General features: G+C 52.4%; 17 protein-coding genes. 8 read left to right on the forward strand and 9 right to left on the reverse strand.

The window, feature by feature from the left end:
* Together UNDYM_RS05780 and UNDYM_RS05785 are read right to left on the reverse strand one after the other, a co-directional pair.
* Positions 1 to 810, reverse strand: coding sequence for an N-acetylmuramoyl-L-alanine amidase (locus UNDYM_RS05780; protein ID WP_162040202.1), 810 nt, complete (start codon positions 808 to 810; stop codon positions 1 to 3).
* Positions 807 to 1,784, reverse strand: a complete 978-nt coding sequence (locus UNDYM_RS05785; protein ID WP_232063732.1) for an N-acetylglucosamine kinase — start codon at positions 1,782 to 1,784, stop codon at positions 807 to 809. The genes UNDYM_RS05780 and UNDYM_RS05785 overlap by 4 nt, the downstream gene beginning before the upstream one ends.
* Before the next feature lie 188 nt (positions 1,785 to 1,972).
* Between UNDYM_RS05785 and UNDYM_RS05790 the strand changes: the two genes are divergently transcribed.
* The 5 genes from UNDYM_RS05790 to UNDYM_RS05810 all read left to right on the forward strand — a co-directional run bounded on the left by UNDYM_RS05790 (position 1,973) and on the right by UNDYM_RS05810 (position 8,175).
* The gene (locus tag UNDYM_RS05790) at positions 1,973 to 3,274 is read left to right on the forward strand and encodes an AmpG family muropeptide MFS transporter (protein ID WP_162040203.1); all 1,302 of its coding nucleotides are present in this window, start codon (positions 1,973 to 1,975) and stop codon (positions 3,272 to 3,274) included.
* 14 nt (positions 3,275 to 3,288) lie between these two features.
* Complete coding sequence (locus UNDYM_RS05795; RefSeq protein WP_162040204.1) at positions 3,289 to 4,296, forward strand: succinylglutamate desuccinylase/aspartoacylase family protein; 1,008 nt, start codon at positions 3,289 to 3,291, stop codon at positions 4,294 to 4,296.
* Positions 4,293 to 6,089 (forward strand): ABC transporter substrate-binding protein, encoded by a 1,797-nt coding sequence (locus UNDYM_RS05800; RefSeq protein WP_162040205.1) that lies wholly within the window; start codon positions 4,293 to 4,295, stop codon positions 6,087 to 6,089. Before UNDYM_RS05795 ends, UNDYM_RS05800 begins: the two co-directional genes overlap by 4 nt.
* Positions 6,090 to 6,226: 137 nt before the next feature.
* Positions 6,227 to 6,826, forward strand: coding sequence for a M15 family metallopeptidase (locus tag UNDYM_RS05805; RefSeq protein WP_162040206.1), 600 nt, complete (start codon positions 6,227 to 6,229; stop codon positions 6,824 to 6,826).
* A 2-nt stretch (positions 6,827 to 6,828) separates the two neighbouring features.
* Positions 6,829 to 8,175 (forward strand): serine hydrolase, encoded by a 1,347-nt coding sequence (locus tag UNDYM_RS05810; RefSeq protein WP_162040207.1) that lies wholly within the window; start codon positions 6,829 to 6,831, stop codon positions 8,173 to 8,175.
* Here UNDYM_RS05810 and UNDYM_RS30480 read toward each other — a convergent pair.
* The 4 genes from UNDYM_RS30480 to UNDYM_RS31310 all read right to left on the reverse strand — a co-directional run bounded on the left by UNDYM_RS30480 (position 8,172) and on the right by UNDYM_RS31310 (position 10,051).
* Complete coding sequence (locus UNDYM_RS30480) at positions 8,172 to 8,711, reverse strand: LysR substrate-binding domain-containing protein (RefSeq protein ID WP_370529441.1); 540 nt, start codon at positions 8,709 to 8,711, stop codon at positions 8,172 to 8,174. The genes UNDYM_RS05810 and UNDYM_RS30480 overlap by 4 nt on opposite strands.
* A complete protein-coding gene (locus UNDYM_RS30485) occupies positions 8,594 to 9,073 on the reverse strand; it encodes a LysR family transcriptional regulator (protein WP_232063735.1) in 480 nt (159 codons plus the stop codon). The genes UNDYM_RS30480 and UNDYM_RS30485 overlap by 118 nt, the downstream gene beginning before the upstream one ends.
* Positions 9,074 to 9,164: 91 nt before the next feature.
* Positions 9,165 to 9,626, reverse strand: coding sequence for a hypothetical protein (locus UNDYM_RS31305; RefSeq protein ID WP_370529442.1), 462 nt, complete (start codon positions 9,624 to 9,626; stop codon positions 9,165 to 9,167).
* Positions 9,584 to 10,051, reverse strand: a complete 468-nt coding sequence (locus tag UNDYM_RS31310; RefSeq protein ID WP_370529443.1) for a hypothetical protein — start codon at positions 10,049 to 10,051, stop codon at positions 9,584 to 9,586. Before UNDYM_RS31310 ends, UNDYM_RS31305 begins: the two co-directional genes overlap by 43 nt.
* Positions 10,052 to 10,228: 177 nt before the next feature.
* Here UNDYM_RS31310 and UNDYM_RS05825 point away from each other — a divergent pair, with 177 nt between their 5' ends.
* Positions 10,229 to 10,798, forward strand: a complete 570-nt coding sequence (locus UNDYM_RS05825) for a L,D-transpeptidase (RefSeq protein ID WP_162040208.1) — start codon at positions 10,229 to 10,231, stop codon at positions 10,796 to 10,798.
* Positions 10,799 to 10,931: 133 nt separating this feature from the next.
* Positions 10,932 to 12,254 (forward strand): serpin family protein, encoded by a 1,323-nt coding sequence (locus UNDYM_RS05830; protein WP_162040209.1) that lies wholly within the window; start codon positions 10,932 to 10,934, stop codon positions 12,252 to 12,254.
* A 90-nt stretch (positions 12,255 to 12,344) separates the two neighbouring features.
* Here the strand turns inward: UNDYM_RS05830 and UNDYM_RS05835 are convergent, their stop codons facing one another.
* From UNDYM_RS05835 to UNDYM_RS05845, 3 genes are all read right to left on the reverse strand, one after another.
* Complete coding sequence (locus UNDYM_RS05835) at positions 12,345 to 15,185, reverse strand: TonB-dependent receptor domain-containing protein (protein ID WP_162040210.1); 2,841 nt, start codon at positions 15,183 to 15,185, stop codon at positions 12,345 to 12,347.
* A gap of 329 nt (positions 15,186 to 15,514) precedes the next feature.
* Positions 15,515 to 17,116, reverse strand: a complete 1,602-nt coding sequence (locus UNDYM_RS05840) for a glycoside hydrolase family 10 protein (protein WP_370529444.1) — start codon at positions 17,114 to 17,116, stop codon at positions 15,515 to 15,517.
* A 94-nt stretch (positions 17,117 to 17,210) separates the two neighbouring features.
* On the reverse strand, positions 17,211 to 18,371 hold the full coding sequence (locus UNDYM_RS05845) for an acyltransferase family protein (RefSeq protein ID WP_162040211.1): 1,161 nt from the start codon (positions 18,369 to 18,371) through the stop codon (positions 17,211 to 17,213).
* Between the two features lie 409 nt (positions 18,372 to 18,780).
* Here UNDYM_RS05845 and UNDYM_RS05850 point away from each other — a divergent pair, with 409 nt between their 5' ends.
* Positions 18,781 to 19,176: a DUF6404 family protein gene (locus UNDYM_RS05850; protein ID WP_162040212.1), complete on the forward strand. Its 396-nt coding sequence runs from the start codon at positions 18,781 to 18,783 to the stop codon at positions 19,174 to 19,176.
* Positions 19,177 to 19,180: the final 4 nt, after the last annotated feature.

A 19,180-nucleotide genomic window follows, 5' to 3' on the forward strand; every position in this document is an offset into this window, starting at 1 on the left:
TTATTTCGCCTTCAGGTTCGCCAGCAGGGTATCGAGCATGGCGGCGGTTTCTGCATCTGGCATGCCGTCAAATTTTGCTGGCCTGTACTTGGTCTGGAAGGCGACCAGCACACTGCGGGTGGTTTCATCGAGCAGACCGGTTTGTGGAATGCCATAGCCGTATTGTGCAAGTTTTTGCTGGAACCATTTAATCTCGGGCAATTGCATTTCATAGGCTGGCATGCGCTGGGCGACTTCGTCTGCCTTGGGCCAGGGGATCAGGCCAGCGTCGGCCAGTTGCTTCCAGGGGAAGAGCGGGCCAGGGTCTGACTTGCGCAACGGCGCGATGTCGGAATGGCCGAGTATGTATTCAGGGCGTATCTGGTAGCGTGCCGAGATATCCTTGACGAGTGCAATCACGCGGTCTATCTGGGCTTGCGGGAAGGGGAAGTAAATCCTGCCTTCTGGCGTATCCCTGAAACCGAGATTGACGATTTCTATGCCTATGGAACTGGCATTCAGACGGCTATAGCCTTTCCATTCACTGAGACCAGCGTGATAGGCCATATGATTTTCCGGCACCAGTTGCCAGACCTTGACGGGGGCTTGGTCACCAACTAGGTAATTCGCGCTGACGGCTTGCTGGCTGAGTACGCGCAAGGAGGTAGGTTCATCCAGTGCGGTGTAATGCAGGATGATGAATTGCACGCGTTCTTCCTGGCTCTTGGCAGAAATGGTGGTATCAAGTTTGCCCATGGGGCCTACGGTGGCACAGCCACTGATGAAGAGGCTGACTGCAGTAAACAAACTATATAGCGTGATTTTTTTCATGGTAGGTTTTTGAGGTGTCGGGCAGCTAGCCGTGCTGCAGAAAAATGTGCCTGGCAAGTACTTTGGCGTAGGGATATCTCGGGTGCTAAATTCTGGCGCAGGGATTCAACGATAGCCGGATGCAATTCCTGCACGCGCCCACTCAGTGCAATCGGTTTGCTGCCAAAGCGAGCGCACATGGCCATGCCCAGGCGCGCCAGTTCCTTACCTGCATTTTGCAAGATGGACATGGCGACTGGGTCACTGTAGGCAGCAGAGGCGACGGCCAGGGCGAGTTTGCCAATTTCGCCACGGCTGCGATGATAGATAAAATCGCGCGATATATTCCAGTCATTGCCACCGATGAGCTTGAAAATACGTATCGCCATTTCTGAATTTTTCCACTGGCCCGGATTTTCATCTTCCGCACGCCAGAGCTTGCTGATGGCTTCGCGTGCTATCCAGAAGCCGCCTCCGGCATCATCGAGCAGGTAACCACGGCCACCAGCCCGGTGAAATTCCCCATCGGCATCAATATAGGCAGCGATAGAGCCGGTACCTGCATAGATCAGATAGCCAGTGCCAGGTTTGAAAATATCGAGATAGGCAATTTCTATATCATTGCTGACCAGGATGTGCTGTTTTTGCAGGTCAAAGCACTCAGCCAGCATCTCTGGCAGGGTCTGTGAATCGCCACCAAAACCGGTGATGCCTGCGCGTATGCTGCTTACCTGGCCATGGCTGCCCGTTGCAGCAGCCAGGCTGGCAAATATCTGGTGTACTGCTTCCCTGCCTTCCGGTTTGTCAATTTGCAGCGCGGTCAGGCCTGCTGCCGTGCCGCTGGCAAGGATTTGTTCATCTTTGTTTGCCAGAGCCCAGCGTGTCTGTGTGCCGCCTGCATCTATGCCCAGCGCAATGTCTGCGGTTTGTTGTACCAGGCTTGCTTGCTGATCAGGTGACATGAATACAGGTTTCTGTTGATTTTGTTGAAACATCGTCGTGCTGAATTGCAATAACTGGCAGTTGTTCGTTTATCATAGGGCGCTTCTGGCGCTGGCAGCGAATGAAAAGATGCATCCGGCTTATAACTTTTTGCTATGAAGCAGCAGCAAAATTTCAATCGTAATCCCGGCATTTTACTGGGAAGATGATCCAGGCCTTACCATTCAAGAAAAAGATAAAAATGACAAGCGAGACAGTTACTGCAGTCAAAAAACCTGAAGTTCCTGCGGGCGGGGTCTGGCGCTGGATACCCTCATTGTATTTCAGTCAGGGGATTCCTTACGTCGTGGTAATGACACTTTCCGTCATTATGTACAAAAACCTGGATATTTCCAATTCGGATATTGCATTATATACAAGCTGGTTATACCTGCCATTTGTCATCAAGCCGTTCTGGTCGCCGTTCGTCGATATGTTCAAGACCAAACGCTTCTGGATCATTACGCTGGAGCTGATCATAGGTGCGATGTTCGGGCTGGTAGCCCTGACCATCCCCATGCCTGGTTTTTTCCAGGCGACGCTGTTGGTGTTCTGGCTGCTGGCGTTCAGTGCCGCCACCCATGACATCAGCTCTGACGGTTTTTACATGCTGGCGCTGGAGCAGTATCAGCAGGCGGCTTTTGTTGGTGTACGCAGCATGTTTTTCAGAATATCCATGCTGACCGGGCAGGGTGCCCTGGTTTATCTGGCTGGCACGTTGCGTGATATGACAGGCGATGCCAGGTTTGGCTGGGTCGTGGTTTTTTGTGTGCTGGCCGTGATGTTCATCAGCCTGTCTGCCTACCATAAATGGGCTTTGCCACGCCCTGCCAGTGATACGGCGCATGGCGACCCGAATCAGGTAGTAGCAACTTTCTTTACGATCTTTGGCAAGTTCATCAAAAAGAAAAACATACTGCTGACGATAGCTTTCCTTTTGTTGTATCGCTTTGGTGAAGCGCAACTGGTCAAGATGGCACCACCGTTCTTGCTCGACAGTGTCGATAAAGGCGGCCTTGGTCTTTCTACCCAGGCGGTTGGTATCGTGTATGGCACCATGGGCATGATAGCGCTGACCATAGGTGGTCTCGCCGGTGGTGCGCTGATCTCGCGTTTTGGTTTGAAACGCATGTTGTGGCCGATGGCACTGGCGATCAATGTGCCGCATCTGGTGTATGTCTATCTGGCCTTTGTGCAGCCAGACAATATCTATCTGATTGGTGCTGCTGTCGCTATAGAGCAAATGGGTTATGGTTTTGGCTTTACAGCCTATGTGCTGTATATGATCATGATTGCTGATGGCGAACACAAGACCGCGCATTATGCGATTTGTACGGGTTTCATGGCGCTGAGCATGATGTTGCCAGGGATGTTCAGTGGCCGCTTGCAAGAGAACTTGGGCTATGCCCATTTCTTTGTCTGGATATGTATCGCTGCCGTTCCTACCTTTGTTGTGACCGCCCTCATTAAAGTAGATCCGGCCTTTGGCAAAAAAACTGAATAGAGGCTGAATAAAATATGAACAAAACCGCTTACCCCTATCATTTTCAAAGCAACAGCTACAGCTCACCACAGCCCGGCAGCAGTGTCATTATCACTGGTGCCGTGCATGGCAATGAAACCTGCGGCACGCAGGCCATCCGCCGCGTCATTGCAGAACTCGAAGATGGCAGTCTGCAATTACTGGCTGGCCGTGTGACGCTGGTACCAGTATGCAATCCGCTGGCCTACAAACTGGGGCAAAGAGAAGGTGAGCGCAACCTGAACCGCCGCCTGATACCGACAGCAGATGTGCAGGAATTTGAAGACCATGTAGCAAACTGGTTATGCCCGCTGATGGCCCAGCACGATGTCTTGCTCGACCTGCATTCCTTCCGTAGTCAGGGTGAACCTTTTGTCCTCATAGGGCCAGAAAATAATCGCGGTCCCATAGAATCATTCAGCCATGAAAAACAGGAACTGGCGATGGCCATGCGCCTCGGTGTACATCGCTTGGTCGATGGCTGGCTGGGCACTTATGCGCGTGGCGTGCAACGCCGCCAGGAGAGGCTGGCGCATGATGCCGATGCCAAAACCGTGGCAAATGCTAATACACAGTTTGGTGTCGGTACCACAGAGTACATGCGCTCAGTCGGCGGTTATGCGATGACGCTGGAATGTGGCCAGCATCTCGACCCACAAGCGCCAGCGGTGGCTTATGCCGCCATCGTCAACAGCCTGCGTCACCTGGGTGTGATCGCCGGTGCAGCGCCAGAACCTGTGGCACAGATGGAAGCACTGCGCATCTATGATGTCATCGACAAGCTGCATGTTGGCGATAGTTTCGTGCGCGAATGGCGCAGCTTTGATGAATTGAAAAAGGGTGATCTGATAGGCATGCGCGCTGATGGTAGTGAAGTCAGGGCGGATCAGGATGGTCGCATCATCTTTCCTGACGCTGGTGCCAGCGCTGGTGAAGAGTGGTTTTACCTGACCAAGCCCAACCCCCGACTGGGCCTGGCCGGATCTGGAAAGTCGATAGCATGAGTTTGCGTTTCCTTTGTGCCGCATTGCTGGGTGTATTTGCCCTGATCAGCATGACACCTGTGCATGCCGCAGCCAGTACAGAAAAAGTCTTGCGGGTACTGGTGACGACGCCAGAGAGCAGCCTCGACCCGGCAGTGGCATCTGACGTACCCTCCGTCAGCATCAACGAAAATATTTTTGAACCCATGCTGCGCTATGACTACCTGGCGCGGCCTGTCAAACTCAAACCGAACACCTTGAAAAGCATGCCCGAGATACTGGATCAGGGCAAAACCTATGTCCTGCATCTGCAGCCCGGCATCATGTTTACACCTGACCCTGCATTCAAGGGCAAGCCCAGGGAATTGACGGCGGAAGATTACATCTACAGCATCAAGCGTATCTATGATCCTGCGGTCAAGTCGCCGTGGCTGTTCATGTTTGAAGGCAAGTTACTCGGTGATGAAAAACTCAAGCCAGCCAAAGATGGCAAGAGCCAGGACTTCAATCTGCAAACCAGCATCCCCGGTTTGCAGGCGGTGGATAAATACACCTTGCGCGTGCGCCTGAATGCACCTGACAGTAATTTCCTGTTCATCCTGGCGACTACCGCTACTGGGGCCGTAGCCAGGGAAGTGGTAGAGGCTTACGGCAACCAGGTCGGCAATCACCCCATAGGAACTGGCCCTTTCATACTAGGCCAGTGGCAGCGCAGCTTTCGCATAGAATTACTGGCGAACCCACAATATCGCAAAGTGGTTTTCAATGACCAGGGCACCGATGACGCTACCAGGAAAATTGCTGCCAGCCTGGCAGGGCAGACCTTGCCACGTGTCAGCAAGGTAGAAATCAAGGTCATGGAAGAGCAACAGTCGCGCGTGCTGGGTTTCCTGAATAATGAATTTGATTATCTGGAACAAGTGCCACCTCCACTGTCAAACATGGTGCTCGATGATGGCAAGCTCAAGCCTGGATTGCAGCAGCAGGGCGTGCGCCTGTCCCTGTTCACGCCCCTGCAAACCTATTACATGTGGATGAATATGGAAGATCCGGTGATAGGTGGCTATACCCCGGAGAAAATCGCCCTGCGGCGCGCCATTGCCCTTAGCTACGACAGCAAGGAAGACATCGCCCTGATGGAAAAGGGGCTGGCGATACAGGCGCAATCGCCTTTGCCACCGAATGTGCTGGGTTACGACGCCAGCTATAAAACCCCGGTGCAATATGATGTGAAGCTGGCCAATGCCTTGCTCGACAGGTTTGGCTATAAGCGCGGCACAGATGGTTATCGTCACTTACCTGATGGTCAGCCCCTGCACCTGCAAATGCATAGCCTGGCCAGCACGACTGGCCGCCTGCGCGATGAAGTCTGGCGCAAGAACCTGGATGCTATTGGCATCCACGTCAGCTTCAAGACCGACAAACATTCAGAAGTCTTGCGTGCGGCCCGTCTGGGCAAGGTGCAGATGACCGAGGCCAACTGGATTGCTGATTTTCCCGATGCCGAGAATTTTTACCAGCTTTTGTATGGCCCCAATGCTGGCCGTGCCAATTATTCGCGCTTCAACCTGCCAGCTTTCAACAAGCTGTATGAAGAAGCGATGCGTCTGAGCGACAGCCCGGAGAGAACGGCTATGTACCGGCAAATGGCACAGCTTATGCATGGTTATAGCCCCTGGGTGCCGCGCATACATCCGGTGACGGCAGATTTGTCCCAGCCCTGGCTGCAAAATTACTATAGGCATCCAGTGGATTTCACAAGCTGGCGCTATGTTGATGTGGATGTTGCAGCCCGTAATAAAGTACTAAAATAATTTGTATTGATAACCTGATGGAAGTTTAAAGCCTGATCATTCCATCTGGTTATATGTCATCGGTAAGTTTTCATTGGCAGGTGCAGGTGACTCACCCTATGCTGCGATTATGAAAAACTCTGTTGTGTGGAGAATGTGTGCGTTGTGAATTGATTGCGGATCATCCTGATTTTTGCCGGCTCGACACCGTCAGCGGCATAGTTATCGATTTACGTTATGTCGGTGCCGACAATTTTGTCGGTCGTGAGTTATATGGTGATCTTGATTGTAGCTGGTTGCACCGCGAAGCGGTTGCTGCACTGCAGGCTGCAGTCAACTGGTTGCATGAACATCACCCTGACTTGCGCATCCTGGTACTCGACGCCCTGCGCCCGCACCGCGTGCAGGAAATGCTGTGGCAGCACCTGGATGGCACACCCTTGCGCATGTACGTCGCCGACCCGGCACGTGGTTCCATCCATTCCTTTGGCATGGCGGTGGATGTCACGCTCATCGATGCCGCTGGCAAGGAGCTGGATATGGGCAGCGGCTTTGATGCCCTCGAAGAAAAATCCCATCCTGCACTTGAGCAAAGAATGCTGGCGGAAGGGCAGCTCACCCAGCACCAACTGGACCAGCGCGGCATATTGCGGGCAGCAATGGCGCATGGCGGTTTCAGAGGTATCAATAGCGAATGGTGGCATTTCAATTGTGGCGACCCGGTGGTCGTGCGCGAAACTTATTTGCGCATAGACTGAGGATGAAGTCTTATCCTGTCCGTTGCCTGTTCGTACTCACGTCCTTATTGGCAAGCCCGGTGATGGCGCAAATCAATCCGACCACTGAACTGCTGGTGACGCAGCAATTGGCTACGACTGTCGCACAGCCTGATAAAGCGCTTTCCAGCCTGTCCGTACTGGCAATCAAGTCTGGTAAAGTCGTTTACCAGCAACAGTTCGGTCAGCGCTATATAGACCTGCAAAACCCCGCCAATAATCTTCCCGCCGATAAGCTAACCCTGTTCCGCGTCGCCTCGGTCTCCAAGATGGTGGCGGCCATAGGTGCGATGTGCCTGGTAGAGCAGGGCAAGCTTGACCTGGATGCCGATATCAGCAACTACCTGGGTTTCAAACTCAGGAACCCGCATTATCCAGATCAAATTATCACTACCCGCATGCTGCTCAGTCATACCTCATCCCTGCGGGATGACGGTGGCTATAATTTCCCGGCAGATGTCAGCATACAGAGTTTCCTGCAACCTGGTGGCAAAAACTTTGCGCAAGGTGTGCAATGGGCTGATCCGGCAACGTCCAAGCCGGGAGAGAACTTTGCACCTGGCCGCTATTTCCATTATGTGAATCTGAACTGGGGCGTGCTGGGTACTGTCATGGAAGCCATCAGCGGCCAGCGCTTTGATGTGCTCATGCAAAATCTGGTCTTGCAACCCTTGCAGATAGAAGGTGCATATCATCCTGAACTTTTATCGGTAGATGCCTTGTCTCGGCTGGCTGTCTTGTACCGCAAGCAGGCGAATGAAGTGTGGAATGCGCAAGGCCCGTGGGTGGCGCAGACAGATGATTTCCGCAATAAACCTCTGCTTAAAAGACAATTGCAAAACTACCGGCCTGGCACGAATGCAACTTTGTCCAGCCCGCAAGGTGGCTTGCGCATCAGCGTGCAAGGTTTGAGCCGCATCATGTTGATGCTCATGAACGAGGGCGAGCTTGATGGCGTGCGTTTGCTAAAACCTTCCAGCGTCAGGGCTTTGACATCAGAGCAATGGCGTTACGGCGCAAAGGCCCACAATGGGGATGATTACCGTGGCCTGTTTCTATCCTGGGGGCTGGGTTTCCAGCGCTTCACTGATACCAGCGCTGCGCATTCTGGCGACAGGTTGGTACAGGCCCGGCCTGCCTTCAAACCGGTTGGTCATCTGGGATTTGCTTATGGCTTGCAATCGGCCTTCCTGTTTGACCCGGCAACACGCAATGGCATTATCTATGTCATAGGCGGTGTTGCGGCTGACCCGGAAAAAAATCCCGGTGTCTATTCCAGCCTTAGTATCTGGGAAGAGCAGATACAGACATCGCTTTACACCCTGTTTTAGCTGGTACGGGCAATAAACTCAGCCCCGGCTTCCTTGATGCATTCGACGAAAGCGCGCGCAGAGCGTGACAGTGGCGTTGATTTTACTGTCAGCAGATACAAATCCACAGGCACATTCGGCGACAAGGGGCGGCATTGCACTTTGCTATGGTCAGATGTGGCGGCAGTAAAGGGGTCGATGACGGCTGCGCCAGCACCCAGCTCCACCAGTGTCCTGGCCAGCAAATAGGTCTGTACCACGGTGTAAGAAGTAAAGCTCAGACCCTGTTCTTCACAGGCATCCATGACGCGGCTGACAAGATGGTCATCGAGGTCCAGTGCAATCAGGTTCTTGGGCAGGTCGGCAACGGGCAGGGCAGTATTGTCCAGGTTCTTTGCCCAGCTACCCAGCGGGGCGATGGCTGTCATGCTGCCGCGTATCAAGGGCTCAGATGCGATATTCGGGTGACAGGGGTCATACAATGACAGCGCAAAATCAACATCCCCAGTAGCAGGGCATTCACAATCTCGCTGGTGTGATGGGTCGCCAGTGTGCAATGCACATTGCCAAATTTCTTGCGCCAGGCGGCCAGTGCGGTGGGCACTACGGTGATAGACAGTGTCGGTGTTGATGCCAGCCTTACTGCTTCGTCAGGATGGTTTTTGAGATTGCTGGCCAGCCTGCGTACTGACTGCAAATCACGGTTGAGCTTATCGACTTCAGCAAACAGTTTGTGCGCTTCTGGCGTGGGATGCAGCTTGCCCTTGATGCGCTCGAACAGTTTCAGGCCCAGCTGTATTTCACAATGCTGCAAGACCTTGGTCGCGGCTGGTTGTGAAATATTCAACAATTGCGCAGCGCCACTGATCGTGCCTGCCTGCATGATGGCATGAAAAACTTCGATATGACGCAAACGCATGGTGAAAGTCCATTCAGCAAAAAAAAACGAGTTTGATTGTAACGCCTGGCGGGATTTATTGCCGTATTGATTGACGCTCAACTGCTGTAGTTCAAACCGTAGTGCGCAGGGCAAGACGCAGGTCGTCACCGCAGGCCAGCAATTTGGCATGTGCGGCTGTCACGCTGATGTTGTTGAGGATAGCCAGTATCGCTGTTTTGACATGGAAGTCACATTCTTCAAGGATGCGGCGGCAATATGCTTCGTCGCGCCCGGTTGCATGCATGGTCAGGGCGACGGTGCGTCGCAGTAGTTTGACATTAGTCGGTTTGACATCGACCATGAGGTTGCCATAGACCTTGTGCAGCCTGACCATCAAGGCGCTGGAAAAGCTGTTCAGGGCGACTTTTTGTGAGGTGCCTGCTTTCAGTCGGGTACTGCCAGAAATCACTTCGCTGCCGGTATCCAGGGTGATGCCTATCTCGGCTTGCAAAGTTACAGGTGCGCCAGGATTATTGGCAAAGCCTATGGTCAGGGCACCAGTCTGGCGCGCTGCCTGCAAGGCACCAAGCACATAGGGGTAGCGCCGGATGCGGCAATCAGCATCACCACATCATTAGCCGTCAAAGCCAGTTCCTGGATTTCTCTTGCACCTTGTGCAGCATCATCTTCTGCACCTTCGACTGCGACAAACATGGCTTGCTTTCCACCTGCCAGCAGAGACAAAGCGCGTTCGTTTGGCCATGAGAAGGTCGGTAATAATTCCACCCCATCCAGCACACCCAGGCGGCCAGAAGTGCCAGCACCCACATACACCAGGCGACCACCCGCGAGTATGCGCGGCGCGGCGGCATCCACAGCAGCTGCGATCTGTGCGGCAGCCAGGCTGACTGCACGTATGGCATTGAACTGATCATCAATGAAGGCATCAACCAGTTGTGTGGTTGGGTATAAATCCAGTCCTGTGTGGTTAACGCTAGGTGCTTCTGTATTCAGCATGGCTTGATTCCTTTTCTCTCATTACCTTATGTCCTCTGCAGACAGAGCACAAATGAAAGCTGATACCCGGCCCATAACTTCAGGTAATGCATGCGGCTGCATGAATTATTTGCAGATGCTCTTTGATCAGCTTATGCTGGCTTATCCTTAAAGCACAGATAAACCATGCAAATAAGAATGCAAATTCTTCGCCGTCACTTGATATTGATACTGGCTGCCAGCTTGCTGCTATCCGCCTGCCAGTGGGGCTGGCTGCAAGGGGGCGATACCCGCCATCAATTGATCATCTCAGTCCCCGAGCAAAAAATGGTGTTGCTGGAAGATGGCAAGCCAGTCGCGACCTATGTCATTTCTACCGCCAAACGCGGCATAGGCGATATGCCAGACAGCTATATGACACCGGGTGGCCGCATGCAGATCGCCGAGAAAATCGGCGCTGGTGTACCGCTGGGTTCAGTTTTCAAGGACCGAAAGCCTACCGGCGAGATTGTGGCTGCAGATGCACCTGGGCGTGATCCTGTGGTGACGCGCATACTGTGGTTGCGTGGCACTGAACAACGCAACCGCAATGCCTATCCACGCTTTATCTATATCCACGGCACGCCACAGGAAAGCCTGCTGGGCACGCCTGCAAGCTATGGCTGTATACGTATGCGCTCAGTAGATATTGCCGAACTGTTTGAGCGGGTGGGGGTTGGTGCGGTGGTGGATGTGCTTGAACAGCCGACAGCTAGCACAACATCTTGATTGTTTATTTGAGAATATCTTTCAGCATTTACAATTTGATGACAATTTGAGTACATTTTTGAACTGATTCAACAGAGTGGCAGGGGTATCATGAGCAAGTGTTTCTATTTTGATAACTCAAAGAAAGCTCAACATGCGCCCTACACTTCTATGCTCAAGCTTGCTACTTACACTGGTTTCTGCCTGCGGCGGGGCAGGCACTGCAGCCACAGCCACCACTCCTGACGCCAGCAAACCTCAGGCTGTCAGCACAGCCAAATCTACGCTGGCACGCAATGTCGCGCCTCAGGCCAGTGATGCTGATCTGGCCGCAGCAGTGGCCGGAAATACCGAGTTTGCTCTCAAAATCCTGCCTTTGCTGGATGCGCAGGGCGACAGTAACCTCGTCTATTCACCGTACAGCCTGACACTGGCACTGGAGATGGCAGCAGCCGGTGCTAAGGGCGATACCCTCAGTGGTATGGAAAAGGCTCTGGCTTTCCAACTGCAGCAAAGCCGTTTGCAACCAGCCCTGAATCGTCTTGATTTATTGCTGGCAGATAAAACCTCGACTGCTGCCAAACCAAATGCACAATTACCCAACCTGAATATCGCCAATGCCTTGTGGGCACAGCAAGGGTACAGTCTGCAAAGCAGCTACCTTGATGCACTCAGCGTTAATTATGGTGCTGCTGTGAACTTGCAGGATTTTGTCGGCGCTGCTGAACCATCACGTCTGACAATCAATAACTGGGTGGCTGACCAGACCCAGCAAAAAATCAAGGATCTGATACCTGCCGGTGGCATCTCACCACAGACCCGCGTGGTGCTGACAAATGCGATCTGGTTCAAGTCAGACTGGGCGCAGCCATTTACCAAAGAAGCTACGAGGAACCAGGATTTTACTGACCGCAAAGGGAATGTGAAAAATCTGCCCTTCATGAATCTGACCAGCAATTTCCCGTATGTGCAGGGCAAGGGTTATCAGGCGGTGGAGCTGCCTTATATCGATAACAAACTGGCCATGCTGGCCATCGTGCCTGATGCAGGCAAGTTTGATAGTTTTGTCCAGGGCCTGAGCAGTACGACCATCAGCGACATCACGGCAGGTTTGAAAGACAATTACATTGCCTTGAGCATGCCCAAGTTTAACTTCAGTGCCAGCCCGGCGATGAACTCCAGTCTGAGTACTCTGGGCATGGGCGCTGCCTTTGATGCAAGCAAGGCAGATTTTTCCGGGATAAGCGGTAACCGCGAATTGTCGATTTCTGGTGTCGTGCACAAAGCCTTCATCAACGTCGATGAGAAAGGAACAGAAGCTGCCGCTGCTACGGGTGTGTTGATCGGTGTCACCAGTATTAATGTGACACAACCCTTGAAGTTGACGCTGGACCGTCCTTTCCTGTTCATGATCAGGGACAGGCAGACTGGCCTCATCATTTTCATGGGCAAGCTCATGAATCCTGCTGCGAGCTAATCGCTAGATGTTTTAGTTGTAGCACATAAAAAAAACCCTTGGCATCAATCAATGCCAAGGGTTTTTTGTTTAGCTCGTTACTTGTTCGTTTTATTTGAACTTGTAATTCGCCAGCAAAGTAAATGAGCGTCCGCGTGGGTCAGCGACGCGTGGTTCCCAGGAGCTGCCTGCACCGGTATTGCTGTCATAAGTGATGGCAAACGGTGGATCGGTATTGAAGAGGTTTTTCAAACCGGCAGTCAGCGTCAGGTTCTTGATGCCGCTATAGGTCACACTCATGTTGTAGATGATGTAGGCTTTGACGTTAGGATTGTAGTTCGATGGCATGACCAGGCCACTTTGTACGCCCGGCAAGACCTGATCCTTGTAACCAGCACGGTAAATCTGCGTGAAAGTACCTGTCCAGTCACCCTGGGTGTAGTTGACAAAAGCAGTGTGCTTCCATCTCAGACCCAGGTCACCAGTGAAGGTGAAGCGGCCAACTTCGCTTACGCCATAAGGTGCGTTAGCCATAGGGCGGGATTTTTTCTCCAGCAGATAAGAACCATCCAGACCGGCAGCCCATTTGCCATTGAAAATTGCACCATTGGCTTTGGCACCAACTTCCACACCACGGGTGATGCTGGAACCGGCATTGACCCAGCGTTGATCAATGAAAGCCAATGCGCCTGTACTGTCACGCAAGAACTGATCCCTGAACAGGTCATAGTTTTGCAGCATCGTGGTCAGGTCTATGGACATGATGGAATTCTCCTTGCGGATTTCCCAGATGTCAGCATTGGCACTGAAGTTGCTGCTTGGTGCCCACACTACACCGACCGTACCTTGCTTGGCTTTTTCAGGGCCCAGCGTGGTTTTACCACCAGTCAGGATATTCGGCGTGATGGCGGCACAACCAGGTTTGCTGCTATCGACCTTCAGTGTTGGGCAGGTGGCTGGATCAGCCAGGTCTTTACCTGCATAAGGTGAATCAGTAATACCGTTAAACAACTGGTTGAATGACGGTGCGCGGAAACCTGTGTTGTACGAACCACGGAACAGCAGCGTTTCCGTCGGTGTATAACGGAAGCTTACTTTGGGATTGAAAGTGCTGCCAAAACCAGAGTAATGATCCTGGCGACCTGCAACGGTGACTTCCAGTGATTTCAAGACTGGCACCAATACCTCGGCATACACGGCGCGTATGTCGCGGCTGACCTTGGGCAAGGCATTGCTGTCATCAAATGGCGCATTCAGGATGGCAGGGCGGACACTGGATGCTCTTGCATCACCATTGAAAGTATATTCTTCCTTGCGCAAGTCAGTACCTACTGCAGCCATGACAGGGCCAGCAGGCAATTGCCAGATTTCGCCAGACAGGGCAGCATCAGCCTGGGTCAGCGTGGTTTTGCCACCATACAGCGTAACACCTGCAGCTGAGGTGCTGTTGATCAGGTCAAGCGCAGCTTGCGACTGTTTTTCACCGGGCTTGAGGAAAGGATTGATGATGCCGGTACCCAGGGCATTTGCCAGCGCAACGGTATAGTTATAGCCCGTGCCCAGTTTGGATTCGGACTGGCTGTAGGCACGCGACAGGCCAACACGGTAATCCCATTTGCCGATCTGGCCATCTGCACCCAGTTGCAAACGGGCGGCTTCTGTCTTGGTGGTGATTTCACGGTTGCCACATTCCATACAGCGCCAGCGGTAGGCAATAGGCGCACCACGGTTCGCTTCTATGCTGGGGAATACCGCAACGATGGCATTGAATACATCGTTATAGGCTGAACCTGTGCTTGGATAAAATGAAGACGCAGGGAAGTTCGTACCCGGTGACACCTGGTTGGGTGAAAAGCGTTTCGACACTTCAACCTGAGAGCCAACTGCTTCGGCAAACAACTGGTGCGTGCCTATTTTGAACGTGGCACGGCCGACGAAATTATCGTTCTTGACTGGTTGCTGCAATACTGCAGCGCGGCCTGTGTCCCAGGCGCAGGCATATTTGGAAGATGCTACATCCCACAGCTTGGCGTCGTAAGCGGCCATGCCATCGATCGCGCCACAACCCGCACCGCCCGGCAGGTTCAGCACATTGATGGCATTCATGACCTGGGTAGTACCTGGGAAGACCGGGCCACTATTGCTCTTGTTACTGAGTATGGTATTCGCCAGCGAAGTGGCAAATACAGTTGCATTTGGTGTACCACGGGTATCTACCGACAAACCACGGTTGGGCTGGAAGGTATTCACAAAATCACGCTGGTCACCACGCAATGCATCGTTCTCACTATGGGTAGCTGTCAGCAGGACATTGTAGTGATCATTTTCGAGGTCACCAAAGCCACCAACCACAGACACGCGCTTGATATTGCCGCCACCTTGCTGGGAGATATCGGTAAATGCCTGGGCTTCCAGACCATTGTAATTCTTGCGCAGGATGAAGTTGATGACGCCACCAATTGCATCGGTACCGTAGATCGCAGAGGCACCATCTTTCAAGACTTCGATTCTCTCCACTGCAGCCATCGGAATGGAATTCAAGTCAACTGCCGAGCCTTTCATACCATGGGTGGCAACGCGGCGGCCATTCAACAGCACGAGAGTGCTGTCAGCACCCTGGCCGCGCAGGTTGGCGGAAGATGCACCGTTATTACCGCGCTGGGCACCTGAGGTAACGTCAGCATTACTGGCCAGGTTGTCAGAACCATTGCCATTGATATTCAGGTTGGCGATAAATTGTTCTGCAGTGACGATGCCCGCAGCTTCGAGTTGCTTGCGGGTAATGACCTCAATCGGCAAAGCACCTTCGGAGGCAATACGCTTGATGCTACTACCGGTAATTTCTACCCTTTGCGGTGCTGGAGCAGGCTGCTCCTGCGCCTGTACCCATCCGCTGGTACCGGCAGAAATGCCTATCAGGGCGATGCACCTGGCTATGGTCTTTAACTTCACTGGTCTCTCCTTGGGTCGTACGACATTGATATTGTGAGCTCGGTATTTGTTTATGCTCAATTCTGGCCGCTGCTTTGAATTGATATAAATTTTATGTGTATGTTTATATGTTCCAGACTAGGGTTTTGTCACAATACGTGACAAATGAAAATATCATGACGGGCGATAACCAAAAGATATGGGGTTTGTCACGGCTGACGTGTCAGCCAGTGCGGATGCTGATTTCCGAGGAAAAACAGCGTATACGCCAAAGAAAAATACGTATGCACAAGACTGTTCATACGTATCTAAAAACCACACTTGCTGCTTGAATTTATGTCAACCTGACTTCAGGGCAGGCTATAACTGGCACGCACGCCTTCTACCCCGGTACGGCTGATGGCTGACACAGTGACCTGCCTGATCGCCCCTAGCTGAGGGTCGTCGCTGATGTCTATGCTCATGTTCTGGGCTGGCACCACAGAGAACAGCCATTGCTGGTCAGTGCGCTTCCAGATCGCCAGCAGGCGGGTATTGCTGGTATAGCTCAGTTGCACGCGTAATGATTTCTTGTCGGCACTGGCTTCCAGCACAGCGCTGGCAGGTGGGCTGCTGTCCAGCCAGGGGCTGGCAGGGACCAGCGACTGGGACGTGTATTTCTCGCTCGCCAGGCGTTTCCGTATATCTTTGCGGTTCTGGTTCAGCGCTGCCATGCTGAAATGCACATGGCCATTACCGGCCTTTTCACGCAGCGCATCGACCTGGTTCAGGATTTCATCAGCAGGCCAGGATTTGTCTGTATTGTCTATGCGGCTCGTATACAAACCAGGCCAGATATGCTTGCCAGTGGGGTTCTGGGCCAGCCAGTAATCATGCAAGACCTTGAACGCCTGCGGCCCCTGGTTGATCGGCCAGTAAAGTTGCGGTGCCAGATAATCCAGCCAGCCTTTAGCCAGCCACAGTTCTACATCAGCATACAGTTTGTCATATTGGCTGAAACCGGCAATGCCGGGTGGCAAGCGGTCTGGCCTGCCTATTCCAAATGGGCTGATACCAAATTTCATCCAGGGTTTTTCCAGATGTACGCGCTGGTTGACTGCTTCTACCAGGCGGTTGACATTATCACGGCGCCAGTCTGCACGCGCCAGTTTGCCGCCAGACTGCAGATAAGCTACCCAGGATGGGTCGTCAGGGAAATCCTGCTCTGCGCCATTGCTGCCCTTGACTGGGTAAGGGTAGAAATAGTCATCAATATGGATGCCATCGACATCATAACGGCGCACCACGTCGCTGATGACATTCAGAGTTTGCTGCATCGCCAAAGGTTCACCCGGGTCCATCCATTGCAGGTCACCATAATTCTTCACAACTTGCGGTGCCAGCTTGCTGATATGATTGGTCGCTAGCGCCATTTTGGATTGCGCGGTGCGGGAACGGTAGGGGTTGAACCAGGCATGCAATTCCAGGCCGCGCGCGTGAGCTTGCTCCACCCAGAATTGCAGAGGATCGTAATAAGGTGAAGGTGGCCGCCCTTGCTCACCAGTCAAAAACTCTGACCAGGGTTCTATCATTGACGGATAAATGGCATCCGCCGCCGGGCGCACCTGCAAGACGATGGCATTGAGTTTCAACTGCACCGCATTGTCGAGTATCGTGAGGATTTCGTTCTTTTGTTTTTCTGTGCTCAGGTCACGGCGTGAAGGCCAGTCTATATTCGCTACGGTTGACACCCAGGCAGCACGGAATTCACGGGGCAAGGGCGGCGCGTCTTTGACTTGCACAGGGTAATTGACCAGGGCATTTTGCGGGATGATGGTAAGGTCAACTGCGACAGGTTTAGGCTGGGGCTTTACTGGCGGCGTTGCAGTGGAGCAGGCAAGCATCAGTGCACACGCAGATGCGGCCAGCGCAGGCAACTTGAAACCTTGAAGAGCAATTTTCAAATTAGACAAAGTAAAAGCAGGTCGTGACGAGGGTGGTAACGAAAACATGGATAAGCCGGACTAATAATGCAATAAAGAGCGAAAGACCTGAGATGCTACTGCATTACACTTTGACAAACCAGCGTTTCTTCCACATTGCCCAGGCAATCAGCAACATCACCAGATTAAACAGTATTGCATACAGCAGGGAGGCATTGACGGCATGCATGGGCAGAGCCTTGATTGGTGCATAGATAAACGCCTGCAGGCTGGGTTTAGTGCCATCAGCCTGATCTACATGGATAAATCCCAGCATTTTGGCAATCAGGCCAGACAGGGTGAACAGGAACAGGGCATTCACGCCATACAGCACAAAGGGATGACAGAGTTTTGCCATGGATTTTTTCAGCATGGCTGAAGGATTGCCATCCAGCAGCCAGTAAAAGCAGGCAAAGCTGACGAGTGCCCAGCCTGTCATGAAAATGCTGTAAGACGGTGTCCACAAGCTCTTGTTGATCGGCATGAACAAGGTATCCAGCACCAGGCCAATTGCCAGGCAAGTCAGGCCTGCGACAAAGAACCAGGCAGTTTTTACAGCGGCGTCCTGCTTGCCTTCCTGCCTGCCGCTGAGCCAGCGTCCGGCCCATGCACCAAAGATTACACTGCAGACGGCGGGCAGGCTGCTCAGCACGCCCTCAGGGTCCCAGGTTTTTGCCCGTTTCCATAAGTGCCCGTCGAGCAAAAGCCGGTCCAGCCAGGCACCGGCATCACGCCCCGCTTCCAGTGCACCCCTTGTCCAGACGCCGTCAGCATCCGGTACAGATACGGTTAACATGAAAATGGAATACACAGTGAAGAGTATGCCAGCCCAGATTGCCTGCCATTTCCAGTCACAATAAATCAGTATCGGCGCTGCCAGCAGAGTGCACAGGGCGATGCGCTGTAAAACGCCAGGGATGCGTACAGATTGGAAATCAAAGCTGGGGAAGAGGTTAAGTGTGAGGCCTATCAGGAATATCCACAGCGCCCGCTTGGCGGTTTGCCTGAACAATTGCCCCCGGGCATAGCCAGCCATGAGTTTTTGATGCAGGGATATGTGTAGCGATACACCAACGATGAAAAGGAAAAAAGGGAAAATACAGTCAGTAAATGTCCAGCCTGACCAGGTCGCATGCTCAAGTGGCGGGTACAAGTGCCCCCAGTCACCCGGATTATTCACCAGGAACATGCTGGCAATGGTGAAGCCGCGAAATGCATCGAGTGACAGTAATCTGGATTTATTCATCGTGCTGACAGTATGGGCTGAAAAAAAGGGCGCTTGCGCGCCCTTGAGGTCTCGTTCGTCTTGGGGGAGTCATGAGAGTAATCCAACGAGGAAAGAAGGATTACATACATCATAGACACTAATACCAGTTAACTGCGATTGACTTTTTATTCATCAGATATAAGCCTGGGTTATTCTCTGTCCTTGCTGGCTTTGGTTTTCTTTCTGTAAATCAATATTTTCAATAGCCTTCCTGATAGTGAGGCTTAAAAGTAATTTATTCTTTTGTCGTTTATCTATGCGGGAAAAGTTCCGGGCCAGGTTTAAGTTGCATATAATCAAATATTACAGTGCGGCTTTCTTGTAGGCGTTTTTATAAATCAAACACGTCAGTAACGCACTTGTATCGGTTTCCTTGATAAGTATACAGATGAATACCACTGAATCAGATAATCGTGAAAACAGTAGAGAGCTTAAGCGCCAGGCAGCCTTAAAGTTGCTGGAAAAGACCGGTATCATGCGCAGCAATTATGCGCCGCCTTACTTGCACCTGTTGTGGCGCATGGGTTTCGATGTTCCTCCTCCACACTTTGCCAAATTCTGGCAAAACGCACTGTTTTCTGGCTGTTTTTATGCAATCGCCTGGGGGACACTGATGTACTTTTTTGTCTGGTCCAAAACAGCCATGTCTGTCACTGCCATGCTGAATTCTGCTGGAATTGCCGGTATTCTGTTTGGCCTGGCCCTGGCCAGTTATTATGCGCATGGCAAACGCAAGCATGGACTGCCATCCTGGCAAGAGTTCAAACCGGATACGGCAGTTTGATGGG

The sequence above is a fragment of the Undibacterium sp. YM2 genome (genome assembly GCF_009937975.1).
Classification (GTDB): Bacteria; Pseudomonadota; Gammaproteobacteria; order Burkholderiales; family Burkholderiaceae_D; genus Undibacterium.